The sequence below is a fragment of the Aeromonas sp. FDAARGOS 1404 genome (assembly GCF_019047085.1).
Taxonomy (GTDB): domain Bacteria; phylum Pseudomonadota; class Gammaproteobacteria; order Enterobacterales; family Aeromonadaceae; genus Aeromonas; species Aeromonas veronii.
The window spans coordinates 3,784,570-3,806,162 of the sequence record NZ_CP077237.1 but is presented as its reverse complement, the minus strand read 5'-3'; the positions used below and the strand labels follow the sequence as shown (position 1 = coordinate 3,806,162).

Annotated in this window: 18 protein-coding genes; 7 read left to right on the top strand and 11 right to left on the bottom strand. The window is 62.5% G+C overall.

All coding sequences use genetic code 11. From position 1 onward, the window contains the following. The first annotated feature begins 74 nt into the window (after positions 1 to 74). Both I6L34_RS17695 and I6L34_RS17690 read left to right on the top strand, forming a co-directional pair. Positions 75 to 605: a DUF1523 family protein gene (locus I6L34_RS17695; protein ID WP_005350438.1), complete on the top strand. Its 531-nt coding sequence runs from the start codon at positions 75 to 77 to the stop codon at positions 603 to 605. After that, on the top strand, positions 602 to 898 hold the full coding sequence (locus tag I6L34_RS17690; protein WP_005337957.1) for a helix-turn-helix domain-containing protein: 297 nt from the start codon (positions 602 to 604) through the stop codon (positions 896 to 898). The genes I6L34_RS17695 and I6L34_RS17690 overlap by 4 nt, the downstream gene beginning before the upstream one ends. Before the next feature lie 101 nt (positions 899 to 999). Here I6L34_RS17690 and I6L34_RS17685 read toward each other — a convergent pair whose 3' ends face one another. Beyond that, positions 1,000 to 1,467, bottom strand: coding sequence for a hypothetical protein (locus tag I6L34_RS17685; protein ID WP_005350434.1), 468 nt, complete (start codon positions 1,465 to 1,467; stop codon positions 1,000 to 1,002). Between the two features lie 33 nt (positions 1,468 to 1,500). Further along, positions 1,501 to 2,436 carry a pyrimidine-specific ribonucleoside hydrolase RihA gene (gene rihA / locus I6L34_RS17680; protein ID WP_216955081.1) on the bottom strand — a complete coding sequence of 312 codons (936 nt, stop codon included), beginning with the start codon at positions 2,434 to 2,436 and terminating at the stop codon, positions 1,501 to 1,503. 222 nt (positions 2,437 to 2,658) lie between these two features. Between rihA and I6L34_RS17675 the strand changes: the two genes are divergently transcribed. Next, the gene (locus I6L34_RS17675) at positions 2,659 to 3,387 is read left to right on the top strand and encodes an RluA family pseudouridine synthase (protein WP_216955080.1); all 729 of its coding nucleotides are present in this window, start codon (positions 2,659 to 2,661) and stop codon (positions 3,385 to 3,387) included. A gap of 140 nt (positions 3,388 to 3,527) precedes the next feature. Here I6L34_RS17675 and udp read toward each other — a convergent pair whose 3' ends face one another. Next, positions 3,528 to 4,283, bottom strand: coding sequence for a uridine phosphorylase (gene udp, locus I6L34_RS17670; RefSeq protein WP_005337975.1), 756 nt, complete (start codon positions 4,281 to 4,283; stop codon positions 3,528 to 3,530). 382 nt (positions 4,284 to 4,665) lie between these two features. On the opposite strand from udp, the gene yiaY reads away from it, so the two are divergent. The 3 genes from yiaY to I6L34_RS17655 all read left to right on the top strand — a co-directional run bounded on the left by yiaY (position 4,666) and on the right by I6L34_RS17655 (position 7,093). Next, complete coding sequence (yiaY, locus tag I6L34_RS17665; protein WP_216955079.1) at positions 4,666 to 5,817, top strand: L-threonine dehydrogenase; 1,152 nt, start codon at positions 4,666 to 4,668, stop codon at positions 5,815 to 5,817. A gap of 136 nt (positions 5,818 to 5,953) precedes the next feature. After that, positions 5,954 to 6,292, top strand: a complete 339-nt coding sequence (gene bamE / locus I6L34_RS17660) for an outer membrane protein assembly factor BamE (protein ID WP_005337980.1) — start codon at positions 5,954 to 5,956, stop codon at positions 6,290 to 6,292. A gap of 171 nt (positions 6,293 to 6,463) precedes the next feature. Then, positions 6,464 to 7,093 (top strand): NAD(P)H-binding protein, encoded by a 630-nt coding sequence (locus I6L34_RS17655; protein WP_088869760.1) that lies wholly within the window; start codon positions 6,464 to 6,466, stop codon positions 7,091 to 7,093. Positions 7,094 to 7,225: 132 nt separating this feature from the next. Here the strand turns inward: I6L34_RS17655 and I6L34_RS17650 are convergent, their stop codons facing one another. Both I6L34_RS17650 and I6L34_RS17645 read right to left on the bottom strand, forming a co-directional pair. Further along, complete coding sequence (locus I6L34_RS17650; RefSeq protein WP_216956939.1) at positions 7,226 to 8,920, bottom strand: pyridoxal-dependent decarboxylase; 1,695 nt, start codon at positions 8,918 to 8,920, stop codon at positions 7,226 to 7,228. 222 nt (positions 8,921 to 9,142) lie between these two features. Next, the gene (locus I6L34_RS17645) at positions 9,143 to 10,159 is read right to left on the bottom strand and encodes a lipoate--protein ligase A (protein WP_216955078.1); all 1,017 of its coding nucleotides are present in this window, start codon (positions 10,157 to 10,159) and stop codon (positions 9,143 to 9,145) included. A gap of 478 nt (positions 10,160 to 10,637) precedes the next feature. Between I6L34_RS17645 and I6L34_RS17640 the strand changes: the two genes are divergently transcribed. After that, a complete protein-coding gene (locus I6L34_RS17640; protein ID WP_254202980.1) occupies positions 10,638 to 13,052 on the top strand; it encodes a diguanylate cyclase in 2,415 nt (804 codons plus the stop codon). 52 nt (positions 13,053 to 13,104) lie between these two features. Here I6L34_RS17640 and I6L34_RS17635 read toward each other — a convergent pair whose 3' ends face one another. From I6L34_RS17635 to I6L34_RS17610, 6 genes are read right to left on the bottom strand one after another with little or no spacing between them, the layout of a single operon-like run. Then, positions 13,105 to 14,304 carry an ABC transporter permease gene (locus I6L34_RS17635; protein ID WP_216955076.1) on the bottom strand — a complete coding sequence of 400 codons (1,200 nt, stop codon included), beginning with the start codon at positions 14,302 to 14,304 and terminating at the stop codon, positions 13,105 to 13,107. Further along, complete coding sequence (locus I6L34_RS17630) at positions 14,304 to 15,518, bottom strand: ABC transporter permease (protein ID WP_216955075.1); 1,215 nt, start codon at positions 15,516 to 15,518, stop codon at positions 14,304 to 14,306. Before I6L34_RS17630 ends, I6L34_RS17635 begins: the two co-directional genes overlap by 1 nt. Further along, a complete protein-coding gene (locus tag I6L34_RS17625; protein WP_216955074.1) occupies positions 15,519 to 16,208 on the bottom strand; it encodes an ABC transporter ATP-binding protein in 690 nt (229 codons plus the stop codon). Then, positions 16,201 to 17,340, bottom strand: coding sequence for an efflux RND transporter periplasmic adaptor subunit (locus I6L34_RS17620; protein ID WP_216955073.1), 1,140 nt, complete (start codon positions 17,338 to 17,340; stop codon positions 16,201 to 16,203). The genes I6L34_RS17625 and I6L34_RS17620 overlap by 8 nt, the downstream gene beginning before the upstream one ends. Positions 17,341 to 17,367: 27 nt before the next feature. After that, a complete protein-coding gene (locus I6L34_RS17615) occupies positions 17,368 to 20,532 on the bottom strand; it encodes an efflux RND transporter permease subunit (RefSeq protein ID WP_216955072.1) in 3,165 nt (1,054 codons plus the stop codon). After that, the gene (locus I6L34_RS17610) at positions 20,525 to 21,565 is read right to left on the bottom strand and encodes an efflux RND transporter periplasmic adaptor subunit (RefSeq protein WP_075115462.1); all 1,041 of its coding nucleotides are present in this window, start codon (positions 21,563 to 21,565) and stop codon (positions 20,525 to 20,527) included. Before I6L34_RS17610 ends, I6L34_RS17615 begins: the two co-directional genes overlap by 8 nt. Positions 21,566 to 21,593: the final 28 nt, after the last annotated feature.

The following is a 21,593-nucleotide window of genomic DNA, read 5'->3' as shown; positions in this document are numbered from 1 at the left end:
CCATAAGGGGCTGGGCTGCCCTGTCAAATATCGGTATGGTAGAGGCACGTTACTCCCCCTCACGTGAGCACACCATGAGCCTGAGATTCAAGAAACCCGCTTTTATCGCACTGGGGCTCATCGCCCTCATTTCCGCCGCCTGGCTCGACTACTACCTGCCGGAGCACACCATCGCTACCATCACCGGGGTCGAGGTGAAGCGCACCGACAAGGATGGCCCCATCAGCCAGAAAAACCCGGCTGACGGCCCCACCACCGACGTCTATTACATCTACACCGAGCGCCCCGGCGAGAAGATCCGGGTGTTTCGCAATGAAGATACCGAGTGGGGCTGGCCCTTCTACTTCAAGTTCAACGCCGCCGACGTCCAGGCCAAGGCCAAGTCGATGGAGTTCGAGAAACGCCTGGCTATCATTACCTCCTACGGCTGGCGCGTGAACATGTTCTCCATGTTCCCCAACGTCACCAAGATCGAGAGCACAGAGCCTGACGCCTCCACCTGGAGCTTCTTCCGCTGGTTCTGGTTCGGCCTCTGGGCACTGGTGATGGGCAAGGCAGCCATTGCGACCTGGCGCTACTTCGATCGTCTTGAGGACGAGCTATGAGTGAGCCGAGCAAGACCCGCACCAGCTTTTACCGGCGACTCTACGTGGCCTGGCTGATCAGTCAGGGCACGGATACGGTGCCTGCCATCATGGAGGCGACCGGCATGCCGCGCCGCACCGCGCAGGATACACTGACGGCGCTGGCCGAGCTCGACATCAGCTGCGCCTTCGAGCAGACCGAGGGGGCTCGCCACCTGCAGGGACACTACCGCATCAGCGACTGGGGGCCCATCAATCCGGCATGGATCAAGGCTCAACTGCCGCTTATCAAAGAGACGCTGAGCTATCCCTGATCCGGGAACCGCTCTGCAATCACACTCTGCTCTAAATTAAAGAGGGGCCAGCCGGCAAGGCTGGCCCCTCTTTTTTCAGGCCGATGGCGTAACAGGTCGCCCTACTCGGGCATGGCCGAATCCTCAAGCTCCCCGTCAGACTCACCACGGGTGCAGTCGATGATGGATCGTTTGGGGTTGTTGGGATCGCGCAAAAGCAGAGGGGCTGAGCCCTCGTCATGCTTCTGCTCGTCACCAAACTCGCTGCCGTAGGCGTTGTGGGTCAACCGGCGGGCATTGGCGATGGGAGTATCGACAAAGAGAGCATGCACTTCGAAGCTGGAAGCGGGCACGATAAAGCCGACCACCGGCAAGCCGTGCAGCTCCTCGTGCACCTTGTACCAGGCAAAGCCGTCGCTCACCTTGTAGGGGGTGTAGTTGGCCAGTTGTAGATTGGCGGGCCTGCCCGTCTCATCCACATAGAGATCGGTAAATTCACAGGTCGCCAGCCCCTGCCACATCCGCTCGAATGGCGTCGCACAGCCTGTCAGTTGCAACCCGGCCAGCAGCACCAAGCCTCTCTTCCACATTCCCCGCCCCTTCTTGCAAAAATGAACCGGCGCTCAGTCAAACGCCCGCAGCCGCGTCACCAGCAGATCAATAAAGCCTGCCCGATCCAGCCCCAACAATACCAGCGCATTGGCTGGCTTGCCGGTCAGACCATAACGATCCACCACCGTCATCCCCACGGTATGCTCCCCTCTGGTCTCGATATCGACCCGGCACTCGACCCCGTGGAACAGCTCGGGAGCCAGCAACCAGGCAATGGTACAGGGGTCATGGAGCGGTGCACCAGAAAATCCCCACTTGGGATCCCGATGGTAGATCATGAAAAAGTCGAGCAACCCGGCCACGCACTGGGCCACCGGATTGGTGATGGCGCGTACCCGTTCGATATCCTCGTCCATCACCTGCGCCTCGTGGGTCACATCGAGGCCACACATGGTAATTGGGATGCCCGACTTGAAGACCATATCGGCCGCTTCCGGGTCCACATAAATATTGAATTCCGCCGCCGGCGTCCAGTTGCCAACCCCTGCGGCGCCCCCCATCAATACGATGCGGGCGATCTTGCCCTTTAGTTCCGGGTGAGCTGCCAGCAGCAGGGCGATATTGGTGAGCGGGCCAGTCGGCACCAGAGTCACGGGCTCCGGGCTCTCGCGCAGACATCTGGCCATCAGCTCGATCCCCGTCATCCCCTGCGGTGCAAAGGCGGGATCCGGCAACTTGGGGCCATCGAGACCCGATTCGCCATGGACGTTGTCGGCGATGATCAGCTCGCGGGCCAGCGGTTTCGGTGCCCCGGCCGCCACCGGAATATCGTCACGCCCCAGCAGGGTGAGGATGCGCAGGGCATTGTTGAGGGTCTTGTCCGGCGTCTGGTTGCCCGCGCTGGTGGTAACTGCCAACACGTCAAGTTCAGGGCTGGCCAGCGCCAGAATGAGGGCGATGGCGTCGTCGTGGCCGGGATCACAATCAAGAATAACGGGCAGTGCCATGGGATGAGTCCTTACAACATAACAGGGAGCCATACCTTAACAAGCAAGCCTCGGATGAACTCGGGAAGGGGTCACAAAACGGGGCCTTGTTGCTGACCTGGGCGGTTTGCACGGCACGCCACCTAGCTCAACACGGCTCACTATCAAAAGTTTGCATGGCGTCATGCCGTTCATTTTCCGAGGCAGCGCACCGCCCATTCGCCCGGCCGCGCCGGTTCGGGTATGATCGTCCCCCGTTTCCAGCCCGTGTGCCCTATGTCTGTTATCGTCGACACCTTTATCGCCCCACCTTGCAGTGCCGCCATCGAGATCCTGTTCGAAGATGAGCATCTGCTGCTCATCAACAAGCCAAGCGGCCTGCTGAGCCTATCGGGCAAGAATCCGCAGAACCTCGACTCTGCGCACTATCGCTTGGTGCAGGATTACCCCGGCTGCACCCTGGTGCACCGCCTCGATTTTGGCACTTCAGGCATCATGGTGGTGGCCAGAAACAAGGCCATCAATGCCCTGCTCTGCCAGCAGTTCAGCCAGCGGGCGGTGAGCAAGGCCTACAGCGCCCTGCTGTGTGGCCATCTGATTGACGACGAAGGGCTTATCGACGCCCCCATCGCCAAGGATCCGGCCCTCTTTCCGCTGATGAAGATCTGCGCCGCCAGTGGCAAACCCGCCCGCTCCCACTATCAGGTGGTTGAGCGGCTGGAGTTGCAGATGCAGGGACAAAACGTGCCTTTGACCCGGGTACGACTGGTGCCGGAGACCGGCCGCACCCATCAGCTGCGCATCCACAGCCAGCTGCTGGGCCACCCCATTCTCGGCTGCGATCTCTATGGTGGCTTGCTGCCACCCGGCTGCGAACAGGCGCCGCGGCTGATGCTGCATGCCAGCGAGCTGGATTTTGCTCATCCGGTAAGCGGCGAGCCGATGCAAGTGCGCTGTGCTGCGCCTTTTTAAGTGCAACAAGTAGGAACAATAAGCGCGAGTGCCACGGGATCAGTGAAAGGCGTGACGGGAGAGGAAAAGCGGTAAACGGCGGATAAAGATAGGGGCCGCGCTTTCGCAACGGCCCCCACCCCCCACTCTTTGTGGTGCTATCAGATCAGCTTGCGGGCAGCGCCCAGTACGATCTTGATGGCATCAGATTCGGTTTTCGCCATGGTCTCGGCGTTCGGGATCTCTTGCTGGGTACGGTTGACGATGACGCCAGCCACCATACCGGCACGCAGGCCCTGGCTGGAGCACATGGTCAGCAGGGTTGCGGACTCCATCTCATAGTTCAGCACGCCCATGGCTTGCCACTCTTTCATGGAACCCTGGAAACGGCTCACTACACGGCCGGATACGGTGTCGTAACGCTCCTGACCCGGATAGAAGGTGTCGGAGGAGGCAGTCACACCGATGTGCAGCTTGGAGCCCATCTCTTTGGCGGTGTTGACCAGCGCGGTGGTGCAGTCGAAGTCGGCAACAGCCGGGAACTCCATCGGTGCGAAGTGCAGGCTGGCACCGTCGAGGCGCACGGAGCCGGTGGTCACGATCACGTCACCCACGTTCAGGTGCGGCTGGATGGCGCCGGTGGTGCCGATGCGCAGGAAGGTGCGGATACCCAGCTGAGCCAGCTCTTCCACTGCGATGGAGGTGGACGGGCCACCGATACCGGTAGAGCAGATGATCACGGCCTTGCCGTCCATCTCGCCACGCCAGGTAGTAAATTCACGATGGCTGGCCAGGTGTACCGGGTTATCCAACAGCTCTGCGATACGCTTTACACGCTCGGGGTCACCGGGGACGATCGCCAGGGTGGCGCCTTGCAGATCCGCTTTCTTCAAACCCAAGTGAAATACATCAGACATATTGGACTCCTGGTTGCCCCCTGCCAGCATGGTCAGGACGCAAATTAAGATGATTCTTTATGATACTTTCAAGCCTTTACCCCCCTCTTCGGGGAGGCGCCAACTATGGTCGAAAGCGCTTTCCAATTCCTTGAAGCGCCTCACACTTCCACGCATTGACAACATCAAAGAGCAGGCAAAACGTTTTCTAACCTGATGAATTAATTGAAAAACGTTTTTCAGGAAATCGGGATGTAACAGGGAAAGTCAAGCCCGGTTCAACGCTTAATTAATGTCCCGTGATCGCCCCCGTAAAGTTGCAAAACAGATGCTTTTGCATCCCCAGCAAGATGGTAACGTGGCAGCCAATTACCACTTAATGGCTAACTATAGGGAGTCCATCATGGCTACATTCAAGTTCTATATTCCTGCAATCAACCTGATGGGTGCCGGCTGTCTGCAAGAGGCTGCCGCCGATATCAAGGGTTATGGCTACCGCAAGGCGCTGATCGTCACCGACAAAATTCTCAACCAGATCGGCGTGGTCGCCAAGCTCACCACCCTGCTGGCTGAACATGGCATTGAAAGCGCAGTTTTCGATGAGACCAAACCCAACCCCACCACCAGCAACGTCGAAGCGGGTCTGGCGATGATCAAGGCCAACGGCTGCGACTGCGTCATCTCGCTGGGTGGCGGCTCGCCCCACGACTGTGCCAAGGGCATCGCGCTGGTGGCCGCCAACGGTGGCAACATCAAGGATTACGAAGGGGTGGATCGCTCCGCCAAGCCGCAGTTGCCGCTTATCGCCATCAACACCACCGCCGGTACCGCCTCCGAGATGACCCGCTTTTGCATCATCACCGACGAAGCGCGCCACGTGAAAATGGCCATCATCGACAAGCACGTTACCCCGCTGATGTCGGTCAACGATCCCGAGCTGATGCTGGCCAAGCCGGCGGGTCTCACCGCCGCCACCGGCATGGATGCCCTGACCCACGCCATCGAGGCCTATGTCTCCACCATCGCCACCCCGGTGACCGATGCCAGCGCCGTGATGGCCATCGAGCTGATTGCCAAGCACCTGCGCACCGCCGTTCACCATGGCGATGACCTGCATGCCCGCGAGCAGATGGCCTACGCCCAGTTCCTGGCCGGCATGGCCTTCAACAACGCAAGCCTGGGCTATGTGCACGCCATGGCCCACCAGCTGGGCGGTTTCTATGACCTGCCCCACGGTGTCTGCAACGCCGTGCTGCTGCCCCACGTTCAGGCGTTCAACGCTCAGGTGAGCGCTGCTCGTCTGAAGGATGTAGCCCGCTATATGGGTGTAGATGTGAGCACCATGAGCGACGAACAGGGCGCCGCCGCTGCCATTGCCGCCATCAAGCAGCTGGCGCTGGATGTGAAGATCCCGGCCGGTCTGGAGCAGCTCGGCGTCAAGGCCGATGACTTCGATACCCTGGCCAGCAACGCCCTGAAGGATGCCTGTGGCTTCACCAACCCGAAACAGGCGAGCCACGAAGAGATCGTCGCCATCTTCCGCGCGGCGATGTAACGGCTGCCGGATTGCCAGAAAGGGTCGCAGTGCGGCCCTTTTTATTGGCTGATGGATCAATGGCTTTTTACTTCCGTGGAGGGAGTCGGTATGATTTGCCGAGCCAAAAAGACTGTATGGATGATCTGAACTCGATATGCGGATGAAACACCTGATTGCCGCGGCTTTGACCGCCCTCACCCTCTCCGGTTGCAGCCTGGTCTATCGTATCGATATTCCCCAGGGCAACTATGTGGAACAAAAACAGGTCGACAAACTGCGCCAGGGGATGACCCGCGAGCAGGTCAGTTATGTGCTGGGGACCCCCATGCTGCGTGACGGCTTTGATCCCAACACCTGGTACTACCTCTATGAATTCCAGCCGGGCCACGGCGACAAGGAGCGCAAAGAGCTCACTGTCACCTTCGCCAACGACAGGCTGACCACAGTGACGGGTGACTTCCCACTGCCAGCAGCCTTCAATACCCCGCTCTGATATCCCGCAAAACCGGCCTCGCGCCGGTTTTGTTTTATCCAGCCCCGCGTAATTCATCCTGCCCGACAACACTGAGTCATTCCTCCCCATTGCAGCTGCTCGCAAATTGCCTGATGCTGATGAGCAGCCACCATGGCATCAACACCATCGAATGACACAGGGAGAATCCCCATGAGCCGGATCCTGATTGCCGGAGCCAGCGGCCTGATCGGTCGCGAACTGGTGCAGCAACTGCCTGCCGAACATGAACTGACCCTGCTCTGTCGCAAGCCGGGCAAGGAGGCGCACCACTGGCTGCCGGTCAATTTTGATGATCTGGCCAGCGTCACCCTCTCCCGCCCGGTGGATATCGCCTTCTGTGCCCTCGGCACCACCCGCAAGGAGGCGGGCTCTGCCGAGGCGTTTCGCCGGGTCGATCTCGACTATGTGGTCGCCTTTGCCGAACTGGCCCGCCGCCACGGTTGTCAGCGCCTTATCGTGGTCTCGAGCATGGGGGCCAGTGCATCGTCCCCGGCTCTCTATCCGCGAACCAAGGGGGAGATGGAGCAGGCCCTGCTGGCCCAATCCTGGCCACGGCTCGCCATCGTGCGTCCCGCCATGCTGCTCGGGGATCGCCAGCCACCGCGCCTCTCCGAGCAGATTTTTCAGACCATCTACCCGCTGTTTCGGCCACTGCTGGTGGGCAAACTCGCCCGCTGGCGCGCCATCGAGGCTCGTCAGGTGGCCCGCGCCATGATCGCCCTCTCGAAACTGCCCGCCGGGTGTGAGATTGTCGAGAACGAGCAACTGCTGGCCCTCTGAACTAGGCCTTCCCCACTGATTACGCACAGTGCTGCAAAAACAAAAGAGCAAGCCAATTGGCTTGCCCTTTGTTTATCTGTTGGCGAGGTTCCTAACCACCCTGGCCACTATCGGTGGTCAAGAAGAGTGCCCTCAACCGCGAATATGGTCGATAAAGGCGTCGATCTGCTCGCGGGTGCAGGCGGGGTTCATAAAGACAGCCTTCTCTCCGGCGATATAGGAGTACTTGCCGCGAACGTCATAGTCGGAGTGGGCCACCGCCTCCACCCAGTTGGTGTAGAGCCCCACCTTGCCGCGCCCCTTGAACAGGCTGCGGTGATAGTCGGTGTTGCGCTGCAAGCGCGCCTTGTAGGCGGGATCGCTGGAGCGGGCCAGCTCGAAGGCAAATTCGGCTTCCGGGTCACTCACCCACTCGGGGTTGTAGACCTTGAAGCCGACGCTCGGCCCCTGATTCTCCTGCGCCACCAGCTTGACGTTGCCCAGCTGGCTTAACCGGAAGCGGAAGTAATTGGCATTTTGCAGGCAGTGGGCCAGCACGGTGCGATACCCCTCCACCCCCATATAGTTGAGCGCCGCATAGGCACCGAACAGACCGCTAGCGCCACGAGAGCACTCGATGGTGGATTGCAGGTGGGTCTGGCCCTGAATGTCCCGCTCGAAGTAGGAGAAGTTCTCCGGGTCATTCTCCATCGCCTTGAGGTCATCCTGCTCCTTGATCATCACCAGACTGGAGGTGTAGGGCACATAGCCCCACTTCTGGAAGTCGACGGTAAAGGAGTCGGCATATTTCAGCTCGGCAAAGCGTGCCACGTTGCGCTCGATCCCCGCCAGAGTGGCGCTGTTGATGGCGAGCGGATTGGCAGCAAAGTCGTAACCCAGGAAGAAGATCATCGACCAGCCGATAGCTGCATCGACGTGGATGTGCGGCTTGACCGTCACCTCGAACTGCTCGCAGAGGCGATTGCGCAGCTCGAACACGGGTTTCACCTGATCCACCCCGAAGGTGTCGGTGGTACCCATGGTGAGCATGATGGTGGGCACCACGTGTTTCAGGGCAAAACAGGCGGTCAGGGTGCGCTCGAGGTGGTCGAGATCGATGTCATTGTTCTCCCCCACCTGAATGCGGATAGTCTTGTTCTCGATATCGACCCCGAGCAGGGAGAGGTTGGTGATGTTGGAGTAGTGACCGCCCTGGGAGTTGATGATGCGGTAATCCTGATAGTGGCCGAGCCCCTTGTGCTTGGCTTCCGGCAAGGTTTTGCGAATGCCGAGCAGGTAGCCGTAGAGGTTACAGAAGGTCCCCCCCTGGGTGAAGATGCCGGTGGCGCGAGCCGGGTCGTAGCCCGCCAGCAGCGCAATCTGGCGCACCACCTTCTTCTCCAGCTCCTCGGCCACTCCGGCGTATTCGGAGTAGACCAGATTGGGGTTGGCCAGAATGCCCAGCTGGGCACCGTAGATGGCGGGATCCGCCGACATGGTGATGACGTTCTCGACGCTGGAGGGGTTCTCCCAATCCTTCGACAGGGCGGCGGCAAACAGCAGCTCGGCCATCGGCTCGCCCGGGGTGCGCATGGTGGCGGGCACTGGCATGGACTCGCAGAGATCGGCCAGGCGGGCACGGCCATCTGGCCAGGCGTTCAGGCGGGCATTGGGGGCCAGGCCACGGGCCCGAAATTCGTTGAGGGTGGCAAATCCGGGTTCGCGAAAAACGGGCCAGAGATCGGGATTGCGCGAGAAAAAGTTGGCTTTGACGGTGGCGAAACGGGCGGAAAAATCGGGGTGGACGGCATTGACGCTTTCGTCTTGCAGATAAACTAAGTCACTAATTTTTATACCATTAGTACAGCAAATGTGCGGCCGTTATACCCCTGTACCAGCGGGGTAGACAGCGACAATATCTAATGGCCTACCCTACTTTTTGTCATGTATCAGCCATCACAAGGGCTGGCAAAAAGGCGCCTTTGAGGCGCCTCTTTATATTTCGTGATCTTGCTCCCATCCTGGCTGACATCGCCCTCACGACCAGACCGCCATCAGCGCGGCGCCCCCTCAACGCAGGGAGGCCAACAGCCACCGTGCAAACTCCGCCAGCTCGCTCTGCTGCTGCGGGAAAGCCGCCAGCCAGGGCTGCAGGCACGTGGCGACAGCATCCGGTCGATAGCCGCACCCCGCCAGCTCGGCCGCCAGCAGATCAAACGGGGCCGGCTCCAGAGTATCGCTAAAGAGCTGTGCCCGGGTGATGACCCCTTTCTCCACATCAAAGTGCAGCTCCACCCCGCCCCAGCTGAACCGCTCCTCCAGCAGATGGCTGAACGCAGGGGCATGACCGTAGTTCCACTCCCAACTGCGCTGGCGAGCGAAGGTCTCGGCAAAGCCCGGCAGATCCGGCATCTGCTCCGGGGAGATATGCTCGGGCTCAACTCGCGCGCCGTAATGGTGGAAGAAGGCCTCGACCAGCGCCTCGCTCACCTGTTGATGGTCGAGCCCCGGCAGCAGTTCACACAGATTGGCCACCCGGCTGCGCACCGAGGTGATCCCCTTGGCCGCCAGCTTCTTGGAGTCGGGGTTGAGGTAGTTGGCAAGGCGGCCGAGATCGGCATCCAGCAGCAGGGTGCCGTGGTGAAACCCGCGATCCAGAGTCTCCCGATAGGCCGACCCCGATACCTTGCGCTCCCCGTCCGGGGTGGCCACCAGCAGATCGTTGCGACCGGAGGCAAACGCCTCGATCCCCAATCGCTTGAGCCCGTCCAGCACGATGGCGGTGGAGACGCTCTTGTCATACTCCGGCTTGCCCGCCATGAAGGTAAAACAGCTGTTGCCAAGGTCGTGGAACACGGCGCCACCACCGCTGCTGCGACGCGCCAGGGTCACCCCGTCTTCTTCCATGCGGCGGGTGTTGCACTCCTTCCACGGATTCTGGGCACGACCGATCACCACGGTATTGGCGTTGCGCCAGAGGAACAGCACCCGCTGACCGGGGTCCATCTGGCGGAAGATGCACTCCTCAACGGCCAGATTGAACAGGGGATCGTGAGAGTCGGAGACAAGCAGACGCAAGCGGGACATAAAAAGACCTTATCCGGAACTGGGGGCAGCATGATAACACTGACGGGGTACCATCACTGAGCAGTCGCACATTAACCGGTGCGCAGCAGCCGCGATACATTTGCGTCACACCTGACTGCCCCATAAAAGTATCTATTGATATAACGACACACCTTGACGTGCAACCACGGAAAAAATGCAGTCAAGCCACAATGACAGCAATAAAAACGGGAAAAAGTGGCTAGAATGCGACCACTTCGATAGGCCATATGACTCTCTTATTGGTCACATAACTTGCAAAAAAACGGCATGTATCCATCCCGTGTGATGAATGACACAAAAATGACTTTCCAACCCCCCTATACCCCATTGCAAACGCCTTTTCTCCCCTTGCAGGTGACACAAAATTGCTTGAATCTAGCCTAGACACCGCTCCCGAGAGAAACGTTGTATGACGGAGAACGCAGCCCCCCGCCAGCCCCTCAGCTGGTTTATGCCAATGCTGGTCGGTATGGTCATCGCGACCCTGACCTCTTCCCCCGTGCGAGCCGGCGAGCAGGTCATCGTCCAGTTGCCGTGGCAACACCAGTTCCAGTTTGCCGGTTACTACGCGGCCATCGCCAAAGGGTTTTATCGGGAGGCCGGTCTGCATGTCACCCTGCGCGAAGCGGACTCCCGCACCGATGTGGTCAGCGAGGTGATCTCGGGAAAGGCCCATTTTGGCATCAGCGGCAGTGATCTGCTGCTGGATCGGGCTGCCGGTCGTCCGGTGGTGGTGCTCGCCGCCCTGCTGCAGCACTCGCCGCTGATCCTGCTCACGCTGGATCGGCCAGATATTCGCAACCCGGCCGATCTGGCCAACAAGCGACTGATGCTGGAGCCTGGCTCCAACGAGCTGCTGACCTACCTTTCTCACCAGACCCGCAGCCGCGACTGGGTCACCCTCCCATACAAACAGGGGATAGAGGCACTGCTGGCGGGCAAGGTGGATGCCATCAGCGCCTACAGCACTACCGAGCCCTTCTATCTGCAACAAAAAGGGATCCCCTATCGGGTTTTCAGTCCGCGCACCATCGACTTCGACTTCTACGGCGACAACCTGTTTACCTCAGAGCGGGAGCTGATCACCCGACAGGATCGGGTCTACGCCTTCCAGCAGGCCAGCCTCAAGGGGTGGCGCTATGCGATGGACCACCCCGAAGAGATGATCAACCTCATCATGGAGCAGTACCCGACCGGGGCTGGCCGTGAACAGCTGGAGTTCGAGGCTCGCGAAACCAGAACGCTGATGCAGCCGGATCTGATCGAACCTGGCTACATGCAGCAGGAGCGCTGGCTGCAGATCGCCAAAACCTATCTGGAGGCGGGCATGCTCACGGTATTGCCCAACCTCGACCGCTTTATCTACGACCCGGCGCAGGAGCGGCTGCGCCAGCAACGGCAACTGCTCGACAAGAGCGTGGCGGTGGCCATGCTCATCACCTTTACCCTGATGACCCTGCTCGGCATCTTCTTGCACCTCTATCTGCGCCTGCGCGAGGAGGCGCGAGATCGCCAGCGGCTGACCCGTGAACTGGCCCAGAGCGAACAGCACTATCGCTTCGTGGCGGAGAACAGTGCCGATGTGATCTGGACCATGGATGCCGCCAGCTTGCGCTTTCGCTATGTCAGCCCGGCCATCGCCCCCCTGAGCGGCTACGAGGCCCCCGAGCTGTTTGCCCTGCCCCTCAAACAGCTGCTGCCGGATGCCTCAAGGAAACTGCTGCGTGAGGAGATCTCCGCAACCCTGGAGGCATGGCAACGGGGAGAACATGACCAGACCCGCCGGGTCATTCGCACCCAACTGCGCCACAAGGATGGCCATCTGGTGGCCACCGAAACCATCACCACCCTCCATGGCAACCACAATGCCCAGCCGGAGGCGATCCTCGGGGTCACCCGGGATATCACCGAGCGGGCAGCACGGGAGGAGATGATGCGCCGCCTCGCCTTCTACGACCCCCTCACCGGGTTGCCCAATCGCCGCTTGCTGCAGCAACGGCTCAAGGAGCTGATGGAGCAGGAGACACCCCGTCCGCTGGCATTGATGTTTATCGATCTCGATCACTTCAAGCCGATCAACGACACCTTCGGCCATGAGACCGGGGATATTCTGCTCAATATGGTGGCCGAGCGGATGAGCCACTGCGTGCGCAAACAGGATCTGGTGGCGCGGCTGGGGGGCGACGAGTTCGTTATCTTGCTGCCGGAGAGTGGCGACGAAGTGCTGGCGGTGGCCGACAAGCTGCACCAGCAGCTGCGCCATCCGTTCCAGCTGGAGGGGCAGGAGCTGCTCATCTCCAGCAGTATCGGGCTGGCGCTCTATCCCGAGCACGGGGAGGATGCCAAAACCCTGATGCACCACGCCGATCAGGCCATGTATCAGGCGAAGAATCGCGGCCGCGGACGGGTCTGCCTCTATACCGAAGGCCTTGATCCCGAGCAGGGCGCCCTGCTGTGGCAACCCGGCCACGAGTGCGGTCACCCGCGCATCGATGCCGAGCATCGCCAGCTCTTCGTATTGACTAACCGGCTGCTGGAGCGGATGAAAGATCAGCACGAGGAGCCGGCCCCGTTTCTGGAGAGTCTGGAGAGCCTGTTCGACATGGCCCGCCATCACTTCGCCTTTGAAGAGCAGATGCTGGCGGAGATCGACTATCAGGAACTCGTCAGCCACCGTCAGGATCACCAGCGCCTGCTCAACAAGGCTGGCCAGCTGCTGCACGCCGCCAAAGCGGGAACACTGGGCAACGACGAGTTGCTCAACTTCATCATTCAGGAGCTGGTTGTCGGCCACATGAGTCAGGCGGATCGCCGCTACTTCCCTCTGTTCAGATCTGAGCGCAGCGTGCCGGTTGCGGAGGTGGTCACCTAGCCCCCCCCCTGTTCAGCCCCGAGCGTAACGCGCCTCTTGCGAAAGGGGCGCTCTAGTCACCGCGCAGGGCAACTACTGGGTCGAGACGCACTGCCCGCAGCGCAGGAGCGACCCCGGCCAGCAGGCCAACCAGGGCGCTGCAACCGAGCGCCAGCAGCAGATAGAGAGGATGGAGGGTAAGCGGCAAGCCGGCCACCAGCAGGGTGAGCAGCAGTTTTAGCCCGCCGAGCAGGGCCAGCCCCATGGCTCCGCCCAGCAGCGCCAGCACTACGGCTTCGAGCAGGAACAGCAATAGAATGCGCCGCCGTGGGCAGCCCAGCGCCATCAGCAAGCCCACTTCGGGGATCCGCTCCTGCTGGGCGATGCTCATGATACTGAAGATGCCGACCGCCCCGATCAGCAGCGAGATAATGCCGAGCCCGCCAACCGCCAGCTTGATGATGGAGAGTATCTTGTCGAGGCTGGTCAGCATGTCCTGCTGGGAGGTGAGGGTGAAATCCTCGGCGCCGTGGCGGGCGATCAGCACCCGCCGGATCTGGGCGGTGATCTCGGCCTCCGTCTGCCCGGTGCGATAGATGACATCGATCTCCTGCAACCCCTCCTTGTTGAACAGCGCCTGGGCGTGAGCGGCGGGCAGATAGATCATGTCGTCCAGATCAAAGCCGAGAAATTGCCCTTTGGGGGCCAGCACCCCGGCCACCCGAAAACGGCGATCACCGGCGCGCAGCAGGTTCCCCGGTGCATCGCCCCCAGGAAACAGCTCAGCCGCCACCTTGGCCCCCAGCACCGCATAGGCGCGGGGCATGGCACTGTCATCCGCGGGCAGAAAACGCCCCTGCACCAGGGTGAGTCGCCAGCCGGAGAGCGCAGCCGGACCTGTGCCCAGAATAGCGGTGCTGCGGGTCAGCCCACGGCTGCGCACCTCCCCCTGCCCCTGTACCACAGGGAGCGCCGCCTCTACCCCTGCCAATCTGGCGAGGGCATCGGCATCCTCCAGTAGCAGGGGACGGCTGCTGGAGAGGATGCCGGGCGGGCCGCCTGCGGTTTCGGTCTTGCCCGGGGTCACGGCGATCAACCGGGTGCCAAATTGGGAGAAGCTGTCGAGCAGATAGAGCCTGAGCCCCTCGCCGATGCCGGTGAGCAGGGTCACCGAGGCGATCCCGATGGCAATGCCGAGCGCAGACAGCAGGCTGCGACTGCGCCCAGCCAGCAAGGCGCGCCAGAGCCAGAACAGCAGATCAGCGGCGCGCATCAGCCACCGCTCCACTGCCCGCTGCGCAGGCTGCTGACCGGATCTTGCCGTGCCGCCCGGGAGGCGGGCAGCCAGCTAAAAAACAGCCCGGTCAGCAGGGCCGCCGGTATGGTGCAGAAAGTAGCAAGCAAGGGGACCGCCGCCGGAAATCCGGGCCAAATCACTCCGGCGAGGCCAACTAGGGCATAGCCCAACACAGTGCCAAACAGCGCGCCACTGCCGCTCAGCAACAGCGCCTCCCACAAAAACAGCTGGCGGATCTGGCGACTGTCGGCCCCCAGCGCCTTGAGCAGGCCGATCTCGCCGGTGCGCTGGCGGGTGCTGATCAGCGCCAGATTCATCATCATGATGCCGGAGACCAGCAGGCTGATGGCACCGATGCCGGCAACGGCCAGGGTGAGGGTCGAGAGAATGGTGGAGAAGGTGGCCAGCATGGCGTCGCGGCGCACCACGGTCACATCGAGTACCCCGTGGCGCGCCTGCATCAGCTGCTCCAGTCGCTTGACCTGCGGGGGCACCGCTTGCCCCGCCAGCGGCTGGATCAGCAGCCGAAACAGCCCCTCGGTGTTGAACAGCCGCATGGCGCTACCGACCGGGATCAGCGCCGCCTCGGCCATATCCATCCCCAGATTGCTGCTCTGGCTGGTGAAGACCCCCACCACCCGAAAGCGGCGATTGTCAAAACGCAGCCACTGGCCGACCGGATCGGCCTGACCGAACAGCTCACGGGCCACCTTGGCCCCGAGCAGAACGGCCGGGCGATCCTCTGCGGCATCCCCCGGCAGCCAGCGGCCGGAGAGCAGTTCCAGCCCGTGGGTATCGCGCAGCCCGTTGCTGCTGCCAAGCAGCATGGTCTGGCGCAGGCGCGCCCCCTGTTTGGCCTCGGCAAAGCCCATCACCAGCGGCACCAGCCGCACGTTTGGCTGATGCTGGCCAAGGTAGTGCATATCATCGAGAGTGATCTGCCGCAGACTGTTGCCGGTGACCGGCGGCAGCCCGCCTGTAGTCTCCTTGCGGCCGGGGAACATCACCAGCAGATCCTTGCCAAGGGAGCTGAACTGGTCGGCCACATAGCGCCTCGCCCCCTCCCCCAGCGCGGTGAGCAGCAGCACCGAGGTGACGCTCAGACTCACCGCCAGGATCAACACCAGCGCCCGTGAACGCTGACGCAACAAGGCCACGGCGGCAAAGCGGATCACATCGGGCCGCCGCATTCAGCCACCGCCGCTATCAATGTTGATGTGGCCATCGTTCATCAGGATCCGCCTGCCCGCCCGCTCACCGAGGCGCGGATCGTGGGTCACCACCACCAGCGTGATCCCCTGCTCCCGGTTGAGCTCCTCCAGCAGGGTAATCACCTCCTCCCCGGAGCGGGAGTCGAGATTGCCGGTGGGCTCGTCGGCCAAGATCAGCCGCGGCGCCATTGCCATGGCCCGGGCGATGGCTACCCGCTGACGCTGACCGCCGGAAAGCTCGGCAGGGCGGTGTCCGGCCCGGTTCTCCAGCCCCAGCTCTCCCAGCAACTGCTGGCTGCGGCGATGGCGCTCGGCGGGAGCGATCCCGCACAGCATCAGCGGCAGCTCGACATTTTCACGGGCGGTGAGGCGGGAGATAAGGTGAAACGACTGGAACACAAAACCGATGCGATGGCCGCGCAGCTGGGCCAGCGCTGGCTCTGACAGGGTGGCGGTGTCCTCCCCTCCCAGCCAGTAGCGCCCCTCATCGGGCCGATCCAGCAGCCCCAGCACATTGAGCAGGGTCGATTTGCCGGAGCCCGAGGGGCCCATCACCGCCAGATACTCCCCCTCGGCAACCCGCAGGGAAACGCGATCGAGGGCGGCCACTTTGCTCCCCCCCAGAGTGAAACGACGGCTGACGGCATCAAGGCGAATGAGATCACTCATCCGTCTGCTCCGTGGCGGCGCTGAAAGGGCCCTCCCCGACAATCTGTCCGGGCTGGGCCGCCAGCCGATCACCGGTAGCGAGCCCCTCGGCGACTTCAATCCAGTTCCAGTTCTCCACCCCCCAACGGGGCACCACCCGCACCAGCTTATCCCCTTCCAGCCGCAACACGCTACCATCGTCGGCCCGGCTGCTGGCCGCTACCCGCAGCACATCGGTGGCGCGGGTCACCTCGACCTCAAGGTCGGCACTGTAGCCAATAAGCAGGGGCACATCGGTGGGCAGGGCAGTGAGCGCCGCCTCCACCTCCACGGTGCGAGCCTGCTTCTCCAGCTCCTTCACATAGGGGGCGATGCGGGTGACGGTGGCGGCAAAATCGCGCCCGGGCATGGCGTCGAGCAGTACCCGGGCAGACTGCCCCACCTTGAGGCGGGCAGCATCCACCTCATCGATGGGGGCTGAGACATACAGACAGCGATCGTCGATAAGATCGATCACCGGGGGCATGGCCACTCCGGGCGGTGAGGGGGTCATGTATTCGCCCAGCTTGCTGTTGACCTCTGCCACCACACCGGCAAACGGCGCCTGCAGGCGGCGCTCGCTCAAGCGAGCCTCCACCTGGGCGACCTGCGCCTCGTCAACCCGCTCCTGCTGACGGGATGCCTGACAGACATAGCGGCGGGTATCGGCCAGATTCTGGGCCTGCTCGGCGAGGGTGCGGGAGGTGAGGTTTTTGGCCAGCAAGGTGGCCAGCCGGTTAGCCTCCCGCTCGTAGTAGGCCGCCTCGCTGCAACGCTCCTCGCGCTGGGTCTTGCCAAGGGCCTGCTGGGCACGGGCACGGGCGAGATCGGCGTGAATATCGTCACTCCAGAGGGTCAGCAGCAGATCTCCCTGCGCCACCCGCTCCCCGGCCTTGACGGCGATCTGCTCCACCACGCCGCCACCGGGCAGACTGAGCCCGGCCCGCTGGCACGACTTGATGGTGCCAGCCCGGGTGTTGACCACAGTGACCAGCACATCCCCCCGCCCGACCTCTGCCAGCCTGATCGGCGTAGGCTGCGGTCGCCACCACCATGCTGCCGCAGCCACCGCTACCACAGCGCCACTTCCCCACCACAACCAACCTATCTTCATCGCGCATCCTTTCGCTAGTGACTCCCGTCATGAGCGTCGGGAGAGCAGGGCATAATAGAGCAAGGGTATCACCACCAGGGTGAGCAAAGTGGAGACCAGGATCCCGAAAATCAGGCTGATGGCCAGCCCGTTGAAGATGGGATCATCGAGGATGAACAGGGCCCCGATCATCGCCGCCAGCGCCGTCAGCATGATGGGTTTGGCCCGCACCTGCGCCGCCGCAATCACCGCCTGCTCGAACGCCACGCCACTCGCCCGCTGCTGTTCGATAAAGTCCACCAGCAGGATGCTGTTGCGCACGATGATCCCGGCCAGGGCGATCATCCCGATCATCGAGGTGGCGGTAAACTGGGCCCCCAGCAGGGCGTGGCCCGGCATCACCCCGATGAGGGTGAGCGGAATGGGCGCCATGATGATGAGCGGCACCAGATAGGAGCGAAACTGGGCCACCACCAGCAGGTAGATGAGGATCATCCCCACCCCGTAGGCAATCCCCATGTCGCGGAAGGTCTCGTAGGTTATCTTCCACTCCCCGTCCCACAACAGCGCCACCTCCCCCAGCTTGTCGGGCTGCTGTACATAATATTGGGGCAGGTCGATGTCGGCACCGGCGGCAAACATGCCATAGAGCGGGCTGTCGGTATGGCCGCCCATGTCGGCCACCACCATCACCATGGGCTGCATGTTCTTGTGCATGATATAGCTGGGGGCCAGCTCATCGCGGCGACTCACCAGCTCGGAGACCCGCACCAGCTGGCCGCTCAGGCTGCGCACCTTGAGGGCCAGCACACCCGCTAGATCCCGTTTGTCACCGGGGGCCAGCTCGATGCGGATCGGCACCGGATACTTGGCGCCATGCCCCTGCAGCCAGCTGGCATCCTGATAACCCACCCCGCCATTGAGGGTGTTCACCAGATCGCCGAGATCGACCCCGAGCAGGGCCGCCTTGCTGCGATCCACCACCAGCCGCCACTTGGGCTGCGGGTCGGTCAGATAGATATCCACGTCCACCAGATCCGCCGTGGCCACAAAGCGGGCCTGAACGGCGCGAGCGGCTGCCTCACGGGCGGCCTGAGTCGGGCCATACACCTCGGCAACGATGGGTGACCAGACCGGCGGGCCGGGCGGCACCTCAACGACTTTCAGGTTGCCCCCCACCGCGCTGGCGATGGCCTGCAGTGGCTCCCGAACCGACTGGGCAATCTGGTGGCTGCTGCGATGGCGCTCATGTTTGTCCACCAGATTGACCTGAATATCCCCCACGTTGGCACCGCTGCGAATGAAGTAGTGGCGCACCAGCCCATTGAAGTTGATAGGGGCGGCGGTGCCGGCGTAAATCTGGTAATCCTTCACCTCGGGCACCTTGGCAAGCTCCCGCCCGACCGCCAGCAGGGTGCGCTCGGTCTGCTCCAGGGTCACCCCCTCCGGCATGTCGAGCACCAGCTGGAATTCCGATTTGTTGTCGAAGGGGAGCATCTTGAGCACCACCCACTGCACCATGGGCATGGCGGCGGCAGCCGCTACCAGCAGCAGGATGGCCAGCCAGAGCTTGTGTCTCGCTCTCCTGGCGCCATCACCGATCAGAAAAGGGGTCATCAGCCGCTGGAAGAGGCTGGCCTTGGCCTCGCCGTGGGCACCGTGCGCCTCCCCCTTGAGCAAATGGCTCGCCAGCCAGGGGGAGAAGATAAAGGCCACCAGCAGGGAGATGAGCATCCCCATGCTGGCATTGATGGGAATGGGGCTCATGTAGGGGCCCATCAGGCCGCTGACAAAGGCCATCGGCAGCAGGGCCGCGATAACGGTCAGGGTCGCCAGTATGGTCGGCCCCCCCACCTCGTCCACCGCCCCCGGAATAAGATCCTTGAGGGAGCCCTTGCCCAAACCGCGATGGCGGTGAATGTTCTCCACCACGACGATGGCGTCATCCACCAGAATGCCGATGGAGAAGATCAGCGCGAACAGCGACACCCGGTTGAGGGTAAAGCCCCACGCCCAGCTGGCAAACAGGGTCAGCGCCAGGGTGACAACGATGGCCACCCCCACCACCAGCGCCTCGCGCCAGCCCATGCTCACCAGCACCAGCAGCACCACCGCCGTGGTGGCAAAGATCAGCTTGCCGATGAGGGTGTTGGATTTGGTCTCGGCGGTGACGCCGTAGTCACGGGTCACCGTCACCTCGACCCCAGCCGGGATGAGTCGATTCTTGAGGCTCTCAACCCGCACCTCCACCCGCTTGGCCACCTCGACCGCGTTCTGGCCGGGCTGCTTGCCGATGGCCAGGGTCACCGCCGGATAACTGCGATCCCCCAGCCCCATCCAGCTGCGCTTGGTCGGGGTCTCCTGACCCAGCGAGACCCTGGCCACATCCCCCAGATAGACCGGCTTGCCGTCGTGCAGCCCCACCACCAGCTCGCGGGCCTCCTGCTCGCTTTGCAGGAACTGCCCCACCTGCACCTTGATCTCCCGGTTGTCCTGCCAGGTGGCCTGTGTCGGGCCCACCTGATTGGCGGCCGCAAGGCGCTGGCTCAACTCGCCCCAGCTGATGCCGTGGGCGCTGAGGGCCGCCGGATCCGGCATCACCCGCAACACGGCACTCTGGCTGCCCAGCGTGTAGATATCGCGGGTACCGGGAATGCGCTTGAGTTCGGTCTCCAGCTCATGGGCGACCCGGGTTAGCTCGGGGGCCCCCAGTTGCTTGCTCCCCTCTTTGCTCCATAAGGTCAAACTGACGATGGGGACATCGTCGATCCCCCGGGGTTTCACCAGCGGCTGGCCGACCCCGATCCCCTGTGGCAACCAGTCACGGTTGGAGTCGAGCTGGTTGTTGAGATCGACGATGGCCTGCTCGCGACTCACCCCCACCTTGAATACCACCACCAGCAGGGCGCCATCGGGTTGGGAAAAAGAGTAGAGGGTATCAATTCCCTTTATCTGGGAGACCACCTGCTCGGCAGGGGTGGTAACGAGAGAGGCCACTTCAGCCGGAGTGGCTCCCGGGAAGGGAATGTAGACATCGGCGAAGGTGACATCGATCTGCGGCTCCTCCTCCTTGGGGGTCACCAGCACTGCAAACAGACCGAGCAACAGCCCCACCAGCGCCAGCAGCGGGGTGATGGCCGAGCCCTGAAACAGCGCAGCCAGCCGACCGGCAGGCCCCAGCCTCTCCTTGTTGCCGTTCAGCTCGCTACTCATGGGCCACCTCCTGCTGCTGCGCCCAGGCATCGGGGGCCAACTTGTCACCGGCTTGCAGGCCGGCCAGGATCTCGCACTGTCCCTCGACGCAATGGCCGACCCGCACCGGCGTCAGGGCCCAGCCAGCGGGCTGCTGCAGATAGACGCCATTGAACTCCCCTTGCCGCAGCAGGGCGCGATCCGGCACCTGCAACACCTGACGTTCACCCTGCTTGAGCTGCACCTTGAGCCACATGCCGGGCAATACCCCGGCAGTTTGCGGCGGCAAATCGAGGCGCAACCTGAAGGCGTGGCTCTGGCTGTCGGCATAGTTAAAGCGGGTCAATTTGACCGGGGTAACAGGCCGGCCATCCGGCAGCAGCACCTGCACATCCGCAGGCTCACGAGCCAGCGTCAGGGCGGATTGGGGCAACTCCACCTCCACCCGCAAGGTGTCGAGAGAGAAGCCGGAGAGCAGCGGGGTACCGGGGGCGACAGTCTCCCCCAACTCCACCAGCCGTTTGGTCACCACTCCGGCGTAGGGAGCCAGAATGCGGGTATAACCGTAGGCCTCGCGGGCCTGAGTGAGAGCTGCATCGGCAGCGTTCACCTCGGCGCGGGCGGCGCGATCCGTCGCCTGGGCATTATCGAGCTGGGCGCGGGTGATCACCCCCTTGGCAATCAGCGCCTGAAAGCGGGCGAGCTGGCGCTCGGCTTCCACTTGCTGAGCCTGTGCCCGCGCCAGCCGCGCCTCGGCACCCGTGACGGCGGCAAACTGCTCCTTGCCGCTGATCTCCAGCAGCGGTTGCCCCGCCTGCACCTGATCGTTCACATCCACCAGCATGCGGGAGACCCGACCGCTGGTCTGGGCCGCCACCGTCCCCTGATTGATGGCACTGACGGTGCCATCCAGCGTCAGCCAGTCGGTCACCGGTTGTGGCGCTACTGTCAACAGGGGCTCTGGCTCCCCGTCCGCGGCAAAGGCCAGGGGGGATGTCATGGCCTGCGATGTCATCACCAACATGGTGATCCCCAGCAACCGGATCTTTTCCATCATCACTCTCCTTCCCTGGCGTAATCTG

Bases quoted from the DNA above. Each gene is read 5' to 3' on its own strand.
- I6L34_RS17695 (WP_005350438.1), top strand. From the start codon at position 75: ATGAGCCTGAGATTCAAGAAACCCGCTTTTATCGCACTGGGGCTCATC.
- rihA (WP_216955081.1), bottom strand. From the start codon at position 2,436: ATGGCACTGCCCGTTATTCTTGATTGTGATCCCGGCCACGACGACGCC.
- yiaY (WP_216955079.1), top strand. From the start codon at position 4,666: ATGGCTACATTCAAGTTCTATATTCCTGCAATCAACCTGATGGGTGCC.
- I6L34_RS17645 (WP_216955078.1), bottom strand. From the start codon at position 10,159: ATGTCCCGCTTGCGTCTGCTTGTCTCCGACTCTCACGATCCCCTGTTC.
- I6L34_RS17690 (WP_005337957.1), top strand. From the start codon at position 602: ATGAGTGAGCCGAGCAAGACCCGCACCAGCTTTTACCGGCGACTCTAC.
- I6L34_RS17625 (WP_216955074.1), bottom strand. From the start codon at position 16,208: ATGAGTGATCTCATTCGCCTTGATGCCGTCAGCCGTCGTTTCACTCTG.
- I6L34_RS17685 (WP_005350434.1), bottom strand. From the start codon at position 1,467: ATGTGGAAGAGAGGCTTGGTGCTGCTGGCCGGGTTGCAACTGACAGGC.
- I6L34_RS17630 (WP_216955075.1), bottom strand. From the start codon at position 15,518: ATGCGGCGGCCCGATGTGATCCGCTTTGCCGCCGTGGCCTTGTTGCGT.
- I6L34_RS17640 (WP_254202980.1), top strand. From the start codon at position 10,638: ATGCTGGTCGGTATGGTCATCGCGACCCTGACCTCTTCCCCCGTGCGA.
- I6L34_RS17620 (WP_216955073.1), bottom strand. From the start codon at position 17,340: ATGAAGATAGGTTGGTTGTGGTGGGGAAGTGGCGCTGTGGTAGCGGTG.
- I6L34_RS17615 (WP_216955072.1), bottom strand. From the start codon at position 20,532: ATGAGTAGCGAGCTGAACGGCAACAAGGAGAGGCTGGGGCCTGCCGGT.
- bamE (WP_005337980.1), top strand. From the start codon at position 5,954: ATGCGGATGAAACACCTGATTGCCGCGGCTTTGACCGCCCTCACCCTC.
- I6L34_RS17635 (WP_216955076.1), bottom strand. From the start codon at position 14,304: ATGCGCGCCGCTGATCTGCTGTTCTGGCTCTGGCGCGCCTTGCTGGCT.
- I6L34_RS17610 (WP_075115462.1), bottom strand. From the start codon at position 21,565: ATGGAAAAGATCCGGTTGCTGGGGATCACCATGTTGGTGATGACATCG.
- I6L34_RS17675 (WP_216955080.1), top strand. From the start codon at position 2,659: ATGATCGTCCCCCGTTTCCAGCCCGTGTGCCCTATGTCTGTTATCGTC.
- udp (WP_005337975.1), bottom strand. From the start codon at position 4,283: ATGTCTGATGTATTTCACTTGGGTTTGAAGAAAGCGGATCTGCAAGGC.
- I6L34_RS17655 (WP_088869760.1), top strand. From the start codon at position 6,464: ATGAGCCGGATCCTGATTGCCGGAGCCAGCGGCCTGATCGGTCGCGAA.